Source organism: Streptomyces sp. NBC_00203, from assembly GCF_045206325.1.
GTDB classification, from domain to species: Bacteria; Actinomycetota; Actinomycetes; order Streptomycetales; family Streptomycetaceae; genus Streptomyces; species Streptomyces lutosisoli.
The window spans coordinates 3,487,908-3,504,789 of sequence record NZ_CP108126.1 but is presented as its reverse complement, the minus strand read 5'-3'; the positions used below and the strand labels follow the sequence as shown (position 1 = coordinate 3,504,789).

The window sequence follows — 16,882 nt, the reverse complement described above, 5'->3', positions numbered from 1 at the left end:
CACGCTGTAGTGGCATGTGTGTCGCTGTGCCCTTTTTGGGCAATAGCTCCTCCTGGACATCCCACGTCCTATGTCCTCTGAGGTCCAGGGAGTGCCATGAGCATCACGAGCCGTATGGTCGCGCCGACGGCAGTCGTCGGATTCCTCGCCGGTCTTGCGGCCCTCGCGGGGACCGGCACCGCGTCGGGCGCGCCGCCCGCCACCCGGGTCTGTACCTCGTCCGTGCCGTACACCGCGGGCCAGGACGGCTACGACACGTACCGCATCCCCGCCGCGGTCACGACGCGCGCCGGTACGTTGCTCGCCTTCGCGGAGGGGAGACACGACGGCGCCGGCGACACCGGGCGCATCGATGTCGTCCTCAGACGTTCCCTGGACGGCGGCTGTTCGTGGGGTCCGCTGCGGGTGGTCGCGTCCGGGGGCGGGAACACCCGGGGCAACCCGGCGCCGGTCGTTGACCCCCGCACCGGCCGGATCGTCCTCCTCACCTCCTACAACAGCGGTGCGGTGACCGAGGCGCAGATCATGCGGGGCGAGGTCACCGCGGGGCAGAGCCGTCGCGTCTTCGTCCAGACGAGCAGCGACGACGGGCAGCACTTCTCGGCTCCGCGGGACATCACGGCGCAGGTGAAGCCGCGGGGGTGGCGGTGGTACGCCACGGGGCCGGGCCACGCGATCGTCCTCGCTCACGGTCCGCACGCCGGGCGCCTTGTGGTGCCCGCGAACCACTCCGCGGCGCCGCCCGTGGGCTCCGCCGACAGCGGGCAGGAGTCCAAGTACTGCGGCGCGCACGCCATCTACAGTGACGACGGCGGGCTTACGTGGAGGCTGGGGTTCGTGGACGCCTCGTACGACGGGGTCGCCAACGCGAACGAGAGTGGTGCCGCCGAACTTCCCGATGGGCGGGTGTACTTCACCGCCCGGGACCAGAACGGCACGAGTGCCGGCAACCGGCTCGACGCCTACTCCAGTGACGGGGCGGAGAGCCTGGACCGCCCCTACAGGATCCAGCCCACGCTGAACGATGTGCCCGTGGTTCAGGCGAGTGTGCTGCAACTGAGTGGGGCCGGTGCGCCTCTCCTCTTCTCGGGGCCCTCCGTTCCCACCGTCCGTCAGTCGATGGCCATCTGGCGGAGCGTGGACGGGGGTGCGAGCTTCGCGAAGGTGATGACGCTGTCTTCGTTGCGGGCGGCGTACTCGGACCTTGTGCAGCTTGGTGCGGGGCGGGTTGGGGTGCTGTATGAGACCGGGGTGAAGGGGGCGTACGACACGATCGAGTTTCGGCGGGTGCCCGTGAGCGACGTGCTGGGGTAGGCGGGTTTCGCCCCCGCCGCCCCTACCCGTCCCATCCCCAGGGGCTCCGCCCCTTCGACCCCGTTTGGTTGTGTGTTGGGTGCGGGTGGGTGGGGGCTGGGCGCGCAGTTCCCCGCGCCCCTAACAGCGCGGGGCTTCGCCCCGCGATCCCCCGCCCGCCCCGGGTTCTTTAGGGGCGCGGGGAACTGCGCGAGCAACCCCCACTCACCCGCAGCCGCATTCAGGGGCGCGGGGAACTGCGCAGTCTTTTGGGGGTCTGGGGGCGCAGCCCCCAGGGATGGGACGGGTAGGGGCGGCGGGGGCGAAGAAAGCGGCTATCGCGCGACCCCGGCGATGACCGACGCCACGGCCCTGTGGACGGCTTCGGGATGTGGCGGGGTGCCTTTGCGGTCGGCGTAGAGCAGGTGGGCGGTGCCGATCAGGGTGGGGGCGAGGGCGTCGATGTCGGCGTCCGGCGAGATGCGGCCCAGGTCGCGCTCCGCGGTGAGGTAGGAGGCGATCATGACGGCGGCTTCCGTGAGGAGGGGGATGCCGGTCGGCGTGGTTCGGCGGAGCCGCGCGCGCAGGTCGTCGCGGGACGTGACAAGGCCGACGATCGCCACGGCGACCGAACCGAACAGGTTCGTCAGCGCGCCGGTGAGGTTGTCGGCGACGGTGCCTGTTCCGGCGGAGTCGCGCAGGGCGGCGGCCTGGTGGTCGATCTGGCGGACACGGTCCAGGACGAGCTCGGCGAGGAAGGCGTCGAAGTCGGCGAAGTGCCGGTGCAGGACGCCTTTGGCGCAGCCCGCCTCCGTGGTGACCGCCCGGCTGGTCAGGGCGCTCGGCCCGTCCCGGAGCAGGACGCGCTCGGCGGCGTCGAACAGCTGCTCGCGCGCGTCGCGGATGGCTACCCCTGTCGGCACCGTGCGTACCTCTTTCTTTCGCTGTACCGACCCGCCCGTTGACGAGTGGGCGCTTGCCCATTCATAGTGGGCGCATGCCCACTATACGGCCGGAGCCGGCACGTCGTCCTTCCGGAAACGGGTCTCATCGAGTCGGCGAGTCTCATCGCGCCCGACAGGTGGCGGAGTCCTTCGGCGTGGACGCCGAACGCTACGACCGGGCCCGGCCCCGCTATCCCGACGCCCTGGTGGACCGGATCGTCGCCACCGCCCCCGGGCCCGACGTCCTCGATGTCGGCTGTGGCACCGGTATCGCCGCCCGGCAGTTCCAGGCGGCCGGCTGCCAGGTGCTGGGGGTCGATCCGGACGCGCGGATGGCCGACACGGCACGGCGGCTCGGGGCCGGGGTCGAGGTTGACGTGGCTGCGTTCGAGGCCTGGGATCCGGCCGGCCGGACGTTCGACGCGGTCGTCGCCGGTCAGGCCTGGCACTGGATCGACCCGGTCGCTGGAGCCGCCAAGGCCGCACAGGTGCTGCGGCCCGGCGGCCGACTGGCGGCGTTCTGGCATGTGTTCGACCTGCCGCCCGAGATCACGGAAGCCCTCGTCACGGTCTGCCGACGGGTGATGCCCGACTCGCCGTTCAACCTCCGGGCGATGGCGGAGCGAGCGGCCATGGACGTGTACCAGGAGCTGTTCACCAAGGCCGCCGACGGGATCCGCGAGGTGGACGGATTCAGCGAACCGGAGCAGTGGCGATTCGACTGGGAGTGGTCCTACACCCGGGACGCCTGGCTGGACCAGATGCCCACCCACGGCATCCTCACCCAGCTCCCGGCGGACCGGCTGGCGGAGGTGCTGGAGGGCGTCGGGGCCGCCATCGATGCCGTGGGCGGCAGCTTCACGATGCGGTACGCGACGGTGGCGGTCACCGCGATGCGAACCGGCAGCGCCTGACCGGCAGCCTCTGGCCTGCTCCACAGCCTGTCCGCTGAGGGATGGAAACCCCTTAAACCCCTTACGGCAGCCCCCTACAGCAACCCCGCCCCCGCCAGATACTTCCCCACCCGCTCGACCTCCCCCTCCGACAACGGAACCTGCGGCTCCGCCGTTGCGGGGCAGTCGATGATCCCCCGCAAGTACAGCGCCGCCTTGAAGGCGCCGAGCGCCGACGAACTGCCGCCCATCCGCGCGGGATCACCCACGCCCACCATCCCGAACAGGGCGCACAGCCGCTCCTGTTCGGCCCGCGCCCGCGACCAGTCGCCCTCCCGGCACAGCCGGAACAGCCGTGCATACCCGTCAGGGTCCACGTTCCCCAGCCCGGGCACCGCCCCGTCCGCCCCCAGCGCCAGCGCGGAGTCCATGACGGTCTCGGATCCGGTGAGGAGGGTGAAACCGGTGATGTCGGGGTGGGCGCGGGCGCCGGTGACGACGGAGCGGAAGGCACCCAGGTCGCCGCTGGAGTCCTTGAGGCCCACCAGTGCGCCGTCAGCTGCCAGCTCCAGGACCAGCTCCGCGCTCAGCTTGGTGTGGACGGAGACAGGGATGTCGTACGCGAAGACCGGCACCGACGAGCGTGCGGCGATCAGGCGGAAGTGGCGGGCGATCTCCGCCGGGTGGGTGCGAATGTAGAACGGCGCCGTCGCCACGATCGCGTCGGCGCCCGCCGCCGTGACGGCCGCGGCGTGGGACAGGACACGCGGCGTCGTCATGTCGATCGCGCCCGCGAGGACGGGGAGTTGGCCGGCGACATGCGCGGTCACCGTCTCCACCACCAGTCGGCGCTGCGCGTCCGTCAGATACGCCACCTCAGAGGTCGAGCCGAGGACGAACAAGCCGTGCACCCCGCCGTTCACCAGGTGGTCGACCAGCCTGATGAGTGACGGGACGTCCACCTCGCGGTCCGGTGTCAGGGGGGTGCAGACGGGGGGTACGACACCGGTCAACGGGGCGGGGATGGTCATGAAGGCTCCCTGATGTTCGGCTGTAACGGGACGTCGGCCATGGCGGTGGCCGGGGCGGTGGCGGACACGGCCTGCGCGACCAGCGCGCGCGTCGACTGGCCCTCCTCCACAGGATGGTGGCACCGGTAGCGGTGTCCGGCGGTCGACGCGCCCGCGAACTCCGGCATGGCGTCGGCGCACGCCTCGTCCGCCTTCCAGCACCGCGTACGGAACGGGCAGCCGGAGGGCGGGCGAGTCGCCGACGGGACCGGGCCCACCAGTGGAATCGGGTCGATGGGGTCCAGCAGGCCCGGCGTCGCCGAGAAAAGCGCCCGTGTGTACGGGTGCCGGGAGCCGTCCGTGACCTCGTCGGCCGGTGACTCCTCGACGATCCGGCCGAGGTACATCGTGATCACTCGGTCGCTCATCCGCCGTACCGTCTGGATGTCGTGAGACACGAAGACCAGGGCCAGGCCCAGGCGTTCCTTCAGGTCGAGGAGCAGGTTCAGGATCTGGGCGCGCACCGACACGTCCAGCGCGCTCGTCGGTTCGTCGGCCACGACCAGGTCCGGTTCCAGGGCCAACGCGCGTGCGATGGCGACGCGTTGGCGCTGGCCGCCGGAGAGCTGGCCGGGCAGGGCGTCCGCGAGGGCGCGGGGGAGACCGACCAGCGACATCAACTCCCGTACGCGGTCGGCGCGTTCGGCTGGAGTGCCGCGCCGGTGCACATCCAGCGGATCGCGCAGGATCTGGCGTACGGGCAGGCGGCGGTTCAGGGCCGTCGACGGGTCCTGGAAGATCATGCCCGTGCTGCCGCCGACGGCCGTGCGCCGCTCGGCGGGTTTCAGGGACCACAGGTCGCGGCCGCCGAAGGTGACCGTGCCGGACGTCGGTCGCTGCACCCCCACCAGCACCTTCGCGAGCGTCGACTTGCCGCATCCGGACTCGCCGACGACGCCGACCGTCTCGCCGGGCGCGATGGCGAGGTCGGCGCCGGTGAGGGCGTACACCTTGTCCCGGGTGAACACGCCACCGCTGCGGGCCTTGTGGACGACGTGTGTGTCGGACAGCCGCACCAGCGCGTTCATGTGACGGCCCCTTCTTCGCTTCCGTTCGGATCGGCCGGCGCGACCGCGCCTCCGCTCTCCCCGGCCGTCGCCAGGCCGGTCGCCGGGTGGTGGCAGGCCGCCGTGTGCGTAGGTGTCCCCACCAGGTCCGGCCGCGTCGTACGGCACACCTCGCTCGCCAGTGGGCAGCGGTCGGCGAAGCGGCAGCCCGCCGGGAAGTCGGCCGGGGAGGGTACGACCCCCTTGATCTGGGTCATGCGCTCGGCCGCCGACTCCAGGGAGAGGACGCTGCCCAGCAGCCCGCGCGTGTAGTGGTGGGCCGGCGCCTCCACCAGATCCGCCGTCACGCCCGTCTCGACGATCTGGCCGCCGTACATGACGACCACCCGGTCGGTGACGGCCGAGACCAGTGCCAGGTCGTGCGAGACGAGGATCAGCGCGAAGTCCAGCTCCTCGCGCAGCCGCAGCAGCAGCTCTATGACCTGCGCCTGGACCGTCACGTCGAGGGCGGTCGTCGGTTCGTCGGCGATGATCAGCTTGGGGCTGCGGGACAGGGCCATCGCGATCAGGACGCGCTGGCGCTGGCCGCCGGAGAGCTCGTGCGGGTAGCTGCGCAGAGTGCGTTCGGGGTCCAGGCCGACCATGTCCAGCAGTTCGGTGGCTGTCCGCCTGCCGCCTCGCCGTATCACCTGGTTGAGCTGGGCCCTGATGGTCATCGCCGGGTTCAGGGAGGACAGCGCGTCCTGGTAGATCATCGCCATCTCATGGCCCAGCAGCCGGCGTCGTACGCGCATCGGCTCGCCGACCAACTGCCGCTGGTTGAACCGGACATGGCCGCGGACCCGAGCCCCTTTCGGCTCCAGGCCCATCACCGCCAGCGCCGTCAGCGACTTGCCGCAGCCGGACTCGCCGACCAGGCCGAGGACCTCACCCGGCTGCACCTCGAAGCTGATGCCGTCGACGATGTCCACCCCGGCGTGGCGGGCGTCGAAGCCGATGGCCAGGTTCTCGACGGCGAGGACGGGCTGCTGGCCTGAGGGGAGTGGCCTGGCCCGTGCGCGCAGGCGCGCCGCCGCCTCCGTGAGGCCCGGTAGTTCAAGGACCTTGCCGCTGCCGGGCTCGGGGGCCTCCAGCCGGTCCTCCGCCGCGGGCGCGGACACGTCCCTGGCCGCCGGCGCCGCCCACGCGTCCGAGACGCCCTCGGAGAGGATGTTCAGCGACAGCACGGTGATCAGCATCAGCAGGCCCGGGAAGACGGTCGCCCACCAGCCGCCCGTCAGCACCATGTTCTTGCCGTCCGCGATGACGCTGCCCCAGGACGGGTCAGGGGGCCGTACGCCCGCGCCGATGAAGGACAGCGACGCCTCGAAGACGATGGCCTCCGCGACCTGCACGGTGCAGAACACCAGGACGGGCGCGGCGCAGTTGACGGCCACGTGCCTGATGACGATGTGCGGGGTGCGGGCGCCGATGACGTGCTCGGCGGTCACATAGTCCTCGCCGTACTGGTCGAGGACGTTCGCCCGTACGACCCTGGCGACCGGCGGGGTGAACAGGAACGCGATCGCGCAGATCAGCACCGTGATGCCGCCGCCGAAGACGGCCACCAGGACCGCGGCGAGCGCGATGCCGGGGAACGCCATCACCACGTCCAGGCAGCGCATCAGCGTCTCGTCGACCGCCTTGCGGGAGGTCGCCGCGACCGCGCCGAGAAGCGCACCCACGACGAGGGCGAGCGCGGTGGCGCCCAGTCCGATGGCGAGGGACCAGCGGGCGCCGTACATCAGTCGGCTGAGGATGTCCCGGCCGAGGCTGTCCTGCCCCATCCAGTGACCGGCGGACGGGTGCCCGGTGCCGTCCACCGGCGTCTGCTGGTCGAGCGGGTCGTGCGGGGCCAGCAGCGGTGCGAGGAGGGCGACCAGCAGCACCACGGCGAGGAAGCAGACCGCGATCTTCGACAGCGGGGGCAGCCGCCGCCAGCCGCGCAGCCGGACACCGGGCCGGGAGAGGGTGTCCGCGAGACTTTTGCGCGTGAACATCAGGTCGCATCCCTCAGTCGCGGGTTGACCAGCAGATACAGGATGTCGATGACGAGGTTCACGACCACGAATCCGGTGGCCGTGGTCAGCACGACGCCCTGCACGACCGCCGGGTCGCCGTTCTTCACGGCGTCGATCATCAGCTTCCCCATCCCGGGGAGCGAGAAGATCGTCTCGATGACGACCGCCCCGCCGAGCAGATACCCGACGCGCAGCCCCAGCACGGTGAGCGGGTTCATCAGGGCGTTGCGCAGGACGTTGCGGCCGACGACCACGCGGGGCGGCAGCCCGCTCCCGATCGCCGTCCGCACATAGTCCTTGTCCAGCTCCTCCACCACGGAGGTCCGCACGATCCGGGTGAGCTGCGCGGCGACCGGCAGGGAGAGGGCGAGCGCGGGCAGGGCCATCGTCTTCAGCCAGCCGCTCAGCGAGTCGGCCGGGTTGATGTAGCCGCCGGTCGGGAACCAGCCCTGGTCGACGGCCAGATACTGGATCATCAGCAGCGCCAGCCAGAAACCGGGCGCCGCCACCCCCGTGAGCGAGACGACGCGGATGATCTGGTCGGGCAGCCGGTCGCGGTAGATCGCCGCGGTGACCCCGCCGAGCAGCGACAGCACCACCGCGATGCCGAGCCCCAGGAAGGTGAGCTGGAGCGTGAGCGGCAGCGCGGTGGTGACCTGGTCGAGGACCGAACCCCGGGTGAGCGCGCTGGTGCCCATGTCACCGTGGAGCAGATCCCCCACGAAGTGGAAGTAGCGCACCGGCAGCGGGTCGAGCAGCCCGTTCCGTTCCCGGAAGTCGTGCAGTTGCCCCGGGGTCGGATTGGCGCCCTGGAAGAACGCCGACGCCGGGTCGACGTCGGAGAACCGCATCACGAGGAACACGAACAGGACGATCCCGAGCATCAGCGGCACGAGCAGCGCGACGCGGCGCAGCAGGATCCTGGCGATGGCGACCACGTACGAACTCCCTGTCGCCCGGGCCTAGACCCACTTGGCTTGCAGCAGATTGATGCCGGGGTACGGCTGTGCCCTTATCCCCGTGAGCCTCGTCGGGTCCCACGCCGTCATCAGCTCGTTGTGCACGACCGGGTAGAGCACGGCCTGTTCGGCGACGACGTCGATGTAGTCCTGGATCATCGTCTTCTTCTTGTCGGCGTCCGGCTCCTGCGTCGCCAGGTCCATGTCCTTGAAGAGCTTCTTCGCCACGGAGTTGCCGGCCCAGCGGGCGTAACCCATCCACAGGTTCTGGGGCCCGTAGTTGTAGTGCATGATCAGGTCGGCATCCAGCCCGAACTGATTGGGATTCGAGGCGGCCGCGACGACCTGGTAGTCCTGCTTCTGGTCCATCTTGGTGAAGACGGCTGTGGTCTCCTGCGGGGAGAGCGTGGTCTCCACGCCGATCGCGTCCCAGGACGCCTTGATGGTCGGCAGACAGTCCACGATCCAGCTGACGTTGACCGACAGGATCTCGACCTTCAGCCCCTTGACCCCGGCCTCCTTCAGGAGCTTCTTCGCCTTCTCGGGGTCGTACGTGTAGACGGTCTTCGCGGGCCGGTAGCTCGGGTTGCCCTCGTTGAGGAACGACGACGACGGCTTCCCGTGCCCCTTGAGGGCGACCTCGACCATCTTGCCGGTGTCGATGGCGTAGTGCAGCGCCTGCCGCACCCGTACGTCGTCGAACGGCTTGTGCTGGGTGTTGAACATCAGGAAGAGGTTGTTCATGCCCGCGCCGCCCTGGACGGACATGCCGCCCTTCCTGAGCTGCTGAATATTGGCGTACGGGATGTTGTCGGCGATCTGCGCGCCGGCGCTGGCACCGGAGATCTTCGCGACGCGGGGCGCGGCATCCACTATGGTCAGCCAGTTCATCTTCTTGAAGGCCGCCTTGCGCGGGCCGTTGTACGCGGCGAACGCCTCGAAGGTCGTGTTCGACTTCGGGTGGTGCGCGGTCTGCCGGTACGGCCCCGAGCCGACCGCCTTGCCCTTGATCGCGTCGTCCCAGGCGCCCGGCTGGGAGAAGACGTGCTTCGGCATGATCTTCGCCAGGGTGAGCCGCGAAATCCCCTCGGGGAAGGGGAACTTGAGGACCAGCTCGACGTTCTGCGCGTCGATCTTCCTGACCTTCTTCAGCCAGCTGGCGAAGAAGCCCTTGGCGAGGGTCTGCGTCTTCGGGTCGAGGATCCGCTCGTAGACGAACACCACGTCGTCGGCGGTGACGGGCTTGCCGTCGTGGAACGTGGCGCCCGCCCGCAGGGTGAACTTCCACGACGTGCCGCTGAGATCGGCCGGCACGGCGGTGGCCAGCGCTGCGTACGGCTCGCGGGAGATCGGGTCCGTGTCGAGCAGACCTTCGTAGATGTGGTTGTTGGCGGCCATGGAGAAGGCGGACGCGGTCTGTGTCGGATCCCAGCTGCCGTCGTTTCCGTAGCCGATGACGGCCGTCAGCGTGGCGTTCTTGCCGCCGCCCGAGCCGCCGGTGTCGTTCGTGGACTCCGGCCCCGACGAGCAGGCGGCCAGCGACGAGGAGAGGGCGGCGGCCGCACCGAGGGCGCCGGTGTACTTCAGGAACGACCGGCGGTGCAGCGCCGGAGTGTCGGTCACGTCGCGCACGGTTCCTCCAGCAAGGAGTGGTGTGGGGAGATACGACGTCCTACGTCATAGGGGGCAGCGTGACCATAAGAGGGGCTGTGAGGGCGGTCAAGGGATCGCACACGAATGGCGTATCTTCCAGAGGTGCGACCAATGACGGTGTGAATAGGGGTAGTTGACGCCAGTTGGCGTTTAATCACCGGGCATCTAATCGCCCGGTAATCACCCGGCGATTTAATCGCCTGACGTTTAATCAGTCCGGAGGTGGGACGTCGGATGTCCAGCGAGCGTACGATGCGGCGCATGTCTGAGGAGACCGGGAACCGGCGTCGGCCCGAGCGCCGGGTGGGCGGCCAGATCCAGCGCGAGGTCATGCAGCTGATCTTCGACCGCAAGCTCCAGGCCGGTGCGCCGCTGCCCACCGAGACCGAGCTGATGACCGACCTCGGCGTGAGCCGCAACTCCGTCCGCGAGGCCCTCAAGGCCCTTCAAGCACTCGACATAGTGGAGATCAGACACGGCTACGGCACCTATGTCGGCCAGGCCTCCCTGACCCCGCTCGTCGACGGTCTCACCTTCCGCACGCTCGCCCAACCGGACGACGAGACGGGTGCGCTGGCGGAGATACTGCAGGTCCGCGAGGTCCTGGAGGAGGGCCTGATCCGCCGGGTCGCCGCGACGCTCTCCGAGGCGGAACTCGACGGCCTCGAATCCGTCGTGGAGCGGATGGAGACGGCCGGCCGCGAAGGCCGCCCCTTCCCCGAACTCGACCGCGAATTCCACGAGCTGCTGTACGCGTCCCTCGGCAACGCCCTCGTCCCGCAGCTCCTCGGCGCCTTCTGGACCGTCTTCAGCCGCGTCGCCGGCGTACGCGGCTGGACCGACGACCCGGCACCCGAGGTGACCGTCCGCCGCCACCGCGACATCGTCACGGCGCTGCGCGCCCGCGATGTCGAGGGCGCACAGCGGGCGATGGCGGACCACTTCCGGGGGATCGAGGCGAGGGCGGCGCAGGAGTCCCGCGGGGTGAGCTGAGCGGGGGGTTCGGTTCTTTGGCTGCGGGTAGGGGGGGCTGGTCCAAAAGATTGCGCAGTTCCCCGCGCCCCTTAAGGGGCGCGGGGAACTGCGCAATCTTTTGGGGGTCTGGGGGCGCAGCCCCCAGGGATGGGACGGGTAGGGGCGGAGGGGGCGAAACCCATGATCGAGAGCTGGGATCCGAACGGTGTCGGCGTGCTGTGTCTGCCCTCTGGGCGGCTGGTGCGGGGCCGCGCCCTGCGAAGGCCGCTCCCGCAAGACGGCCCGCCACCGACGTACGCCGTGTACCTGCTCGGCAAGCAGCCACCGGAAGTCCCCTGGGAAGCCCACTGGCTGCGCTGGCCGGACTTCAGGCTGCCCGCCGACCGGGCCGAGGCCCGCGGGGTCCTCGCCGAGGCATGGAAGCGGGCGCAAGCCGATCGCGTCGAGATCGCCTGCGGCGGCGGCCGGGGACGCACCGGCACAGCCCTGGCCTGCCTCGCCGTCCTCGACGGAGTACCGCCGGGGGAGGCGGTGGCCTTCGTACGCCGCCACTACGACCGGCACGCGGTGGAGACGCCGTGGCAGCGGAGATACGTCCGCCGCTTCACCGTCGACGAGTGAGCCCAGCCCCACTGACGCCGACCGGCAGGCTGCGTCTGGCCCGCCTGGGGAGCCGAAGTCGGCGCGAGCGCCCGCACGTTGGCCCGCCTCTTCGTCGCCGCCTTCCACCGCATCGCGGGGCTGACACCCCGGCAGCACTTTCCGGCCCACGTTCAGGCCCACCCCGGGAACCCCACCGCCGAAAACTCGGTACGCCGTGTGCGCGGACGCGTGGAACCCTGAGCTGCATGCCCCACCCCGAGACGACTCCGTACGACGACGACCGCCGCGCCTACTCCCGAGAGGCACTGGCCCGCCTCGTGCTCAGCCAGGCCGCGTACGGCCTCGCCGGATCCGCCGGTGAACTGGTCATCACGCGACACGACGGGTTCTGCGGTCCGGGCGGCCGAGTCAGCGAGGCGGCAGAGCTCGTCGCGTCCGCCGAGTGGACACTGGTGCGTGCCGTCGTCTACGAGCGGGAGCGCGGCAGTTCCTGGGAGGAGATCGCCGGGTATCTCGGAGTCGGCGCGGGCGAGGCCGAGGAACGCTTCGGCCCCGAACTCGCCCGCTGGACAGGGGCGTTCGAGGTTCCCTACCGCCTCGACGAAACCGGCCGCAAACGCATCCCGCAACTGCCGACGGCCGCCTACGATCCCGACACCGCCTGCCGCCGGCTCGACCTCTGGGCGCATTTGAGGACCACCATCAGGGACCGTCACGCGGTGAGCGCCGGCCTGCGCATGACCGCCCCGGCGGCCGAGGACGGCCCGGAGGCCGAAGTGTCCGACCCGGAAACCGAGTCGGACGAGATGAGGGGCTGGATCTGGCGCCCTCACCTCCGCTCCTTCCTCGAACTCCTCGCCCGCTACAACAGCATGTGGTTCGACGAAACGGACTGGGAGACCGTCTCTCTCGGCCTCGAAACGACCGACGACGAGACCCCGGACGCCTGGTACAGCTACCCCTTGGACAGCTCCCTGCACTCCCTGAACGTCCGCCTCGCCAACTCGCCCGGCGGCAACGAGATCTCCGTCGCCCTCACCGGCGCCACTTCCGCGGACCTGCGCCTCAGAATCGACACGCTGATGGACGCGTTCGCGGCACGCCCCTAGGCGTTCTCTCCGGTGGCTTCCGCGGGCCCTTCGTCGGAGTTGCCGCTCGCCGCGCGCAGCGCCTCGGTCAGCGATTCGGTCGAGATGTGCTCGCCCTCGATCCGGATCACCTTGGCGGTGCCGTTCTCCGTGACGGAATCCGTGATGGAAACGGTCAGTGAGCGGCGCCGGTCCCGACCCAGCCAGAGCTGTGCGAGCCGGACGAACGCGGCGAGGGATCCGGCGCTGCTGAAGCCCACGACCAGCTCGGTGAGTGCGCCCTTGCCGCCGCCGTCCCCCGCGGCGTCGCGCTCGGTGGCCGTGAGCCCCGGTACCGACTTGATGTCTTCGACGAGCTCGTCGTGAGCGTCGAGTGCCGCCGGATGATCAATGGCGACTCCGGTCAAACGGCCTTCGACGCTGATTCCCGCCATCTGCACCACGATTGGCTTTCCCCCGCCTAAGCTGGCTACAAGTCAGCATGTACGTAGTCATGTACATAGTCGTGTACGTAGTCGCTTCTCGAAGGATTGCATGTACCGGGCCCTGATCGTGTGCAACTCACGGTTTCCGGCAGACCCGGGCGTACTGCGCGAACTGCAGGGCCCGAAGATGGATGGAATGCTCCTGCGCGACGCGCTCACAGACCCGTCGGCAGGACTGTTCCAACGCACCGAGGTGCGTCTTCTCTCTGAGGAGGATGCGTCCGAGATCGTCACCGTGGCCGAAGATTTCTTCAGTGGCGCGGAGCCGGACGACACGCTGTTGTTCTACTACAGCGGGCATGGCCGCAGTCTTAACCGGCAGTTGTTTCTGTGCGCGAGCAATACCAAAGTCGACAGGTTGCGTTCGACCTCCTTCATCGGATCGGTGTTGTCGGAAATGATCGGCGCCAGCTTCGCCCAGGTGAAGATCGTGATTCTCGACTGCTGCCACAGCGGGGTGTTCAAGGGCGATGATGAGATCGTCGAAAAGCTGTCTGGCCACGGACGCTTCGTCATCGCGGCCACCTCGGCGACGGACCGGGCGGCCGACGCCGAGGTACGTGGTGAACCGAGCCCCTTCACCAAGGCGTTGACCGACGGGTTGCTCGCGGACGCCGGCGACCGGGACAGCGACCAAGTAGTGGACCTCGACGACCTCTTCGCGTATCTCAAGCAGGTCAAGTTCGACGGCCATGAACCGCACCGCAAGTTCGACGGTGCGGGAGCCGTCCCCATCGCCCGCCGCCCGACGCCGCCGGTCGCGGAGCCTGCCGACTCCTTGCCGGTCCCCGTGCCCCCGCCTCGCGGTCGGCCGGAGCATACGGACAACGACGCCCGGCCCAGACCTCATTCCGCTTCCCTCGACGACATCGCCAGGGGCGAGGCGCTCAGCGAGAAGCACATCGAGGCATTCCGCCAGGACCTGCGCGACGACATGGCGGCCGATCTGCCCCAGCAACTGACGTCCAACGAATTCCTCCAGCGTGCGGGACTTCTCAAGGACGGCCACCCCACCCGCGCCGGTGTGCTGCTGTTCGGACAGAACCCCACCACGCTTATCCCCGCGGCGATGGTGCGCTGCGTCCGATTCCGCGGCACCCGTAAGACCGATCCGGTGGAGAGCGTCGACCTGCACGGTACGGTTCCCGAACTCATCGTCCAGGCACGGGATTTCGTGGCGAGGTCGTCCCAGCTCGGAGAGGCGCCCACCGCTGCGAGTGCGTACAGCGAGACCACTTACCGCTACCCGATGATCGCCGTACGAGAGATCATCGCGAACGCTGTCGTCCACCGCGACTACGGCGAACAGGCCGCCTGCGTGCAGATCCATGTCTTCGACGACCGGATCGAGGTGATCAGCCCCGGCACCTGGGGAGGCGCGTCGGCGGTGCCCGACGGACAGCTGCGGCTCGGCACCCTGGAAGGCCAGTCCCAGCCCCGCAACTTCCGCCTAGCCCGACTGCTCACCTGGGTGAAACTGGTCGAATCCGTGGGGGCCGGGCTTCCGCGGTCCGTCGCGGACTGCCGGGCCGTGGGCTCGCCGGAGCCTGTGGTCGTCATCCGGCAAGGCCTGATCACGGTCACCATCTTCCCGATGACGGAGGACAACCGAGATGATGTCCCGCCGCCTCGGACGGAGGCCCGTGTCGAGTACTCGCAGCATCTGGACGGAGAGCGGATCGCGCAGGTTGGGGTGCGATACCCGAATGGCACCCTCCTCTTTGGCGGTTCGGGTTACCGGGTGACGAACGACTGTGTGCTGACCGCCGCCCATGTGGCGCGCGGCAGCACCGCGCTCGCAGTGCAGCTCTATTTCAGTGACGAGGAATGGATCGGCCCGGCAACGGTCGCATGGGTCGACGAATCCGCTGACGTTGCCATCCTGCGTTTCGAACCGCCCAGCCACGCCACCGTGGTCGCCCCGGTCCGCTACGGCCGCATGACGACCCGGCCGGCCGTAGTGGCCGTGGAAACGGCAGGTTATCCCTCCTACAAGCGGAACTATGGGTTCGACGACGCCCCCATCAACGACGTGGCTCACCTCTTCGGCACCGCCTCCAGCCTGGCCAACCTGCGCAGCGGCACATTGGAGATTCACGTGGATGCACCCGCAGACTCCCCCGACCACTCGTCCCCATGGGCAGGGTTCTCGGGTGCGCCGGTGTGGGCCGAAGGCTGCATCGTCGGCATCGTCACCCAACACAACTCTCTAGAGGGCCTGGGCAGCCTGACAGCCGTCCGGATCGAGCGCGCCCTGGCCGGGTCCTCCGAGGACCGGGAAAGCCTGGCCACCCTGCTGAACCTCGGGCAATCGGGCAAGCTGGCGGAGATCCCCCGCCCGGAACCAGAGCGGCAGTCGCCCTACTTCGCCGAGATCCGCGACCTGGCCCCCGTAACCCTGCAAGACCGGCAGCCGGAGCTGGCGGAGCTGGCGGCGTTCTGCCACGGGGTTGAGCCCTATGTTCTGTGGCAGGGCGGCCCGTGGGCAGGCAAGACCGCATTGCTGTCGTCGTTTGCGCTGCGACCTCCTCCCGAGGTCGACGTCTTGTCGTTCTTCATCACCGGCCGCCTCGCCGGCCAGTCCGACAGCATGGCCTTCACCGACGCACTCATCGAGCAACTGGCCCTGCTGCTCGATGAACCGTCTTCCTCGACCCGCACGCTGGCGTCCGGTGCGCGGGACCTGCTGCGCCGTCGCCTGCTGGCCGACGCCGCCCAGCGGGCACGGAGTGAGGGCAGGCGGCTTCTCCTCATGGTGGATGGGCTCGATGAGGACCGTGGGCCGCAGACGGGCCTGCCCAGCATCGCCTCACTGCTGCCGCGGAATCCGGACGAGAGTCTGCGGGTCCTCGTCACCAGTCGTCCCATGCTTCTGCCCGCCGACGTGCCCCACGGCCATCCGCTGCGCAGCTGCCGGGTGCGGACGCTCGCCCCATCCTCAGCCTTCCGGGACACCTCTCAGGCCGCTCTCTACGAGCTGCGCGCCGTCCTGGAAGGGGCCGCCGAGAACCGGGACGTGATCGGCCTCGTCGCGGCCAGCAGAAAGCGGCTTACCTTGTCCGATCTTGCTCTGCTGACGGATCAGGCGCCATATCAGCTGGAGACCTTGTTCAGCGGCAGTCTCGGACGTCTCTTCGCCGTGCACCGGGATGAGGCGTCGACCCCAACGTTCGTTTTCGCGAACGAGGCGCTCCGCTCAGCGGCAATTCAACAGATCGGCCCCAACCTCATGGCCGCGTACAGCGAAATGCTGACTCAGCATCGGCCGGCCTGACGGTGGTGGACGCGAAGCCGCCTAGCCACCCTCCACCGCGTCCAGATCCCCCGCATAATGCTCGATCGCCCGCCGATACCCCTGTACGCGGCTGTCGGCGCTGGTGGCTGCCACGACCTCCAGCAGGGTCCGTACGGCCTCCCGGGCCTCGCCGACGTTGTACAGAGCCATAGCCAGGAAGGCGCGCAGGGCAGGGTCCCCGGGGAACTCCTCCAGCCCCCGGCGCAGACACGTCACCGCCTCCTCGTAGCGGCCCAGGACGCGGTAAGTGCTGCCCAGGCCCAGGAACGCGCCGTGGCGGTCCTCGGACGTCAATCCCTCGACGGCCAGGGCTCGTTCGTAGAACGGGACCGCCTCCGCCTCCAGGCCGAGGACGTCGTGGACCCAGGCCGTCTGGTACGCGATCTCGGCGTCCGCCGGGTGCCGGTCGGCCAGGGCCAGCAACAGTGGACGGGCCTCGGCTGCCGCGTCGTGCTCGCGTAGGCCGACCGCCCGGGCCAGTGCCGTATCCCGGTCCTGAACATCGCTCATGCGGCAGCACGCTGGCACAACGCACCTGCGTCCACAAGCTGTTGACG

At 69.5% G+C, this 16,882-nt stretch carries 14 protein-coding genes; 6 read left to right on the top strand and 8 right to left on the bottom strand.

Translation table 11 applies throughout. The annotated features are described in order from the left end of the window. Positions 1-96: 96 nt before the first annotated feature. Positions 97-1,314 carry an exo-alpha-sialidase gene (locus tag OG975_RS15870; protein ID WP_406329824.1) on the top strand — a complete coding sequence of 406 codons (1,218 nt, stop codon included), beginning with the start codon at positions 97-99 and terminating at the stop codon, positions 1,312-1,314. A gap of 314 nt (positions 1,315-1,628) precedes the next feature. Here OG975_RS15870 and OG975_RS15865 read toward each other — a convergent pair whose 3' ends face one another. After that, positions 1,629-2,216 carry a TetR/AcrR family transcriptional regulator gene (locus OG975_RS15865; protein WP_406329822.1) on the bottom strand — a complete coding sequence of 196 codons (588 nt, stop codon included), beginning with the start codon at positions 2,214-2,216 and terminating at the stop codon, positions 1,629-1,631. A 74-nt stretch (positions 2,217-2,290) separates the two neighbouring features. On the opposite strand from OG975_RS15865, the gene OG975_RS15860 reads away from it, so the two are divergent. Further along, positions 2,291-3,151, top strand: a complete 861-nt coding sequence (locus OG975_RS15860) for a class I SAM-dependent methyltransferase (protein ID WP_406329821.1) — start codon at positions 2,291-2,293, stop codon at positions 3,149-3,151. Between the two features lie 74 nt (positions 3,152-3,225). Here the strand turns inward: OG975_RS15860 and OG975_RS15855 are convergent, their stop codons facing one another. Genes OG975_RS15855 through OG975_RS15835 form a run of 5 tightly spaced genes read right to left on the bottom strand, consistent with a single transcriptional unit; the run spans position 3,226 to position 9,858 of the window. Then, on the bottom strand, positions 3,226-4,161 hold the full coding sequence (locus OG975_RS15855) for a dihydrodipicolinate synthase family protein (RefSeq protein ID WP_406329820.1): 936 nt from the start codon (positions 4,159-4,161) through the stop codon (positions 3,226-3,228). Beyond that, complete coding sequence (locus tag OG975_RS15850; protein ID WP_406329819.1) at positions 4,158-5,228, bottom strand: oligopeptide/dipeptide ABC transporter ATP-binding protein; 1,071 nt, start codon at positions 5,226-5,228, stop codon at positions 4,158-4,160. Before OG975_RS15850 ends, OG975_RS15855 begins: the two co-directional genes overlap by 4 nt. After that, entirely contained in the window at positions 5,225-7,246 is a 2,022-nt protein-coding gene (locus OG975_RS15845; RefSeq protein ID WP_406329818.1) for a dipeptide/oligopeptide/nickel ABC transporter permease/ATP-binding protein, read from the bottom strand. The genes OG975_RS15850 and OG975_RS15845 overlap by 4 nt, the downstream gene beginning before the upstream one ends. Further along, positions 7,246-8,205, bottom strand: coding sequence for an ABC transporter permease (locus tag OG975_RS15840; RefSeq protein ID WP_406329817.1), 960 nt, complete (start codon positions 8,203-8,205; stop codon positions 7,246-7,248). The genes OG975_RS15845 and OG975_RS15840 overlap by 1 nt, the downstream gene beginning before the upstream one ends. Before the next feature lie 24 nt (positions 8,206-8,229). Continuing rightward, entirely contained in the window at positions 8,230-9,858 is a 1,629-nt protein-coding gene (locus OG975_RS15835; protein WP_406329816.1) for an ABC transporter substrate-binding protein, read from the bottom strand. A gap of 273 nt (positions 9,859-10,131) precedes the next feature. Here OG975_RS15835 and OG975_RS15830 point away from each other — a divergent pair, with 273 nt between their 5' ends. The 3 genes from OG975_RS15830 (at position 10,132) to OG975_RS15820 (ending at position 12,566) form a co-directional block, all read left to right on the top strand. Then, complete coding sequence (locus OG975_RS15830) at positions 10,132-10,872, top strand: FadR/GntR family transcriptional regulator (RefSeq protein ID WP_406336281.1); 741 nt, start codon at positions 10,132-10,134, stop codon at positions 10,870-10,872. A gap of 162 nt (positions 10,873-11,034) precedes the next feature. Then, positions 11,035-11,475 (top strand): protein-tyrosine phosphatase family protein, encoded by a 441-nt coding sequence (locus OG975_RS15825; protein WP_406329815.1) that lies wholly within the window; start codon positions 11,035-11,037, stop codon positions 11,473-11,475. A 227-nt stretch (positions 11,476-11,702) separates the two neighbouring features. After that, positions 11,703-12,566, top strand: coding sequence for a hypothetical protein (locus OG975_RS15820; protein ID WP_406329814.1), 864 nt, complete (start codon positions 11,703-11,705; stop codon positions 12,564-12,566). Here OG975_RS15820 and OG975_RS15815 read toward each other — a convergent pair. Beyond that, a complete protein-coding gene (locus OG975_RS15815) occupies positions 12,563-12,979 on the bottom strand; it encodes a hypothetical protein (protein ID WP_406329813.1) in 417 nt (138 codons plus the stop codon). The genes OG975_RS15820 and OG975_RS15815 overlap by 4 nt on opposite strands. Before the next feature lie 100 nt (positions 12,980-13,079). Here OG975_RS15815 and OG975_RS15810 point away from each other — a divergent pair, with 100 nt between their 5' ends. Then, on the top strand, positions 13,080-16,304 hold the full coding sequence (locus OG975_RS15810) for a caspase, EACC1-associated type (RefSeq protein ID WP_406329812.1): 3,225 nt from the start codon (positions 13,080-13,082) through the stop codon (positions 16,302-16,304). Positions 16,305-16,325: 21 nt separating this feature from the next. Here OG975_RS15810 and OG975_RS15805 read toward each other — a convergent pair whose 3' ends face one another. Continuing rightward, positions 16,326-16,835: a tetratricopeptide repeat protein gene (locus OG975_RS15805; RefSeq protein WP_406329811.1), complete on the bottom strand. Its 510-nt coding sequence runs from the start codon at positions 16,833-16,835 to the stop codon at positions 16,326-16,328. Positions 16,836-16,882 lie beyond the last annotated feature (47 nt).

Excerpts from the sequence above, each read along its gene's own strand:
- OG975_RS15870 (WP_406329824.1), top strand. The coding sequence starts at position 97 with ATGAGCATCACGAGCCGTATGGTCGCGCCGACGGCAGTCGTCGGATTC.
- OG975_RS15860 (WP_406329821.1), top strand. The coding sequence starts at position 2,291 with ATGCCCACTATACGGCCGGAGCCGGCACGTCGTCCTTCCGGAAACGGG.
- OG975_RS15855 (WP_406329820.1), bottom strand. The coding sequence starts at position 4,161 with ATGACCATCCCCGCCCCGTTGACCGGTGTCGTACCCCCCGTCTGCACC.
- OG975_RS15850 (WP_406329819.1), bottom strand. The coding sequence starts at position 5,228 with ATGAACGCGCTGGTGCGGCTGTCCGACACACACGTCGTCCACAAGGCC.
- OG975_RS15845 (WP_406329818.1), bottom strand. The coding sequence starts at position 7,246 with ATGTTCACGCGCAAAAGTCTCGCGGACACCCTCTCCCGGCCCGGTGTC.
- OG975_RS15830 (WP_406336281.1), top strand. The coding sequence starts at position 10,132 with ATGCGGCGCATGTCTGAGGAGACCGGGAACCGGCGTCGGCCCGAGCGC.
- OG975_RS15825 (WP_406329815.1), top strand. The coding sequence starts at position 11,035 with ATGATCGAGAGCTGGGATCCGAACGGTGTCGGCGTGCTGTGTCTGCCC.
- OG975_RS15820 (WP_406329814.1), top strand. The coding sequence starts at position 11,703 with ATGCCCCACCCCGAGACGACTCCGTACGACGACGACCGCCGCGCCTAC.
- OG975_RS15815 (WP_406329813.1), bottom strand. The coding sequence starts at position 12,979 with ATGGCGGGAATCAGCGTCGAAGGCCGTTTGACCGGAGTCGCCATTGAT.
- OG975_RS15810 (WP_406329812.1), top strand. The coding sequence starts at position 13,080 with ATGTACCGGGCCCTGATCGTGTGCAACTCACGGTTTCCGGCAGACCCG.
- OG975_RS15805 (WP_406329811.1), bottom strand. The coding sequence starts at position 16,835 with ATGAGCGATGTTCAGGACCGGGATACGGCACTGGCCCGGGCGGTCGGC.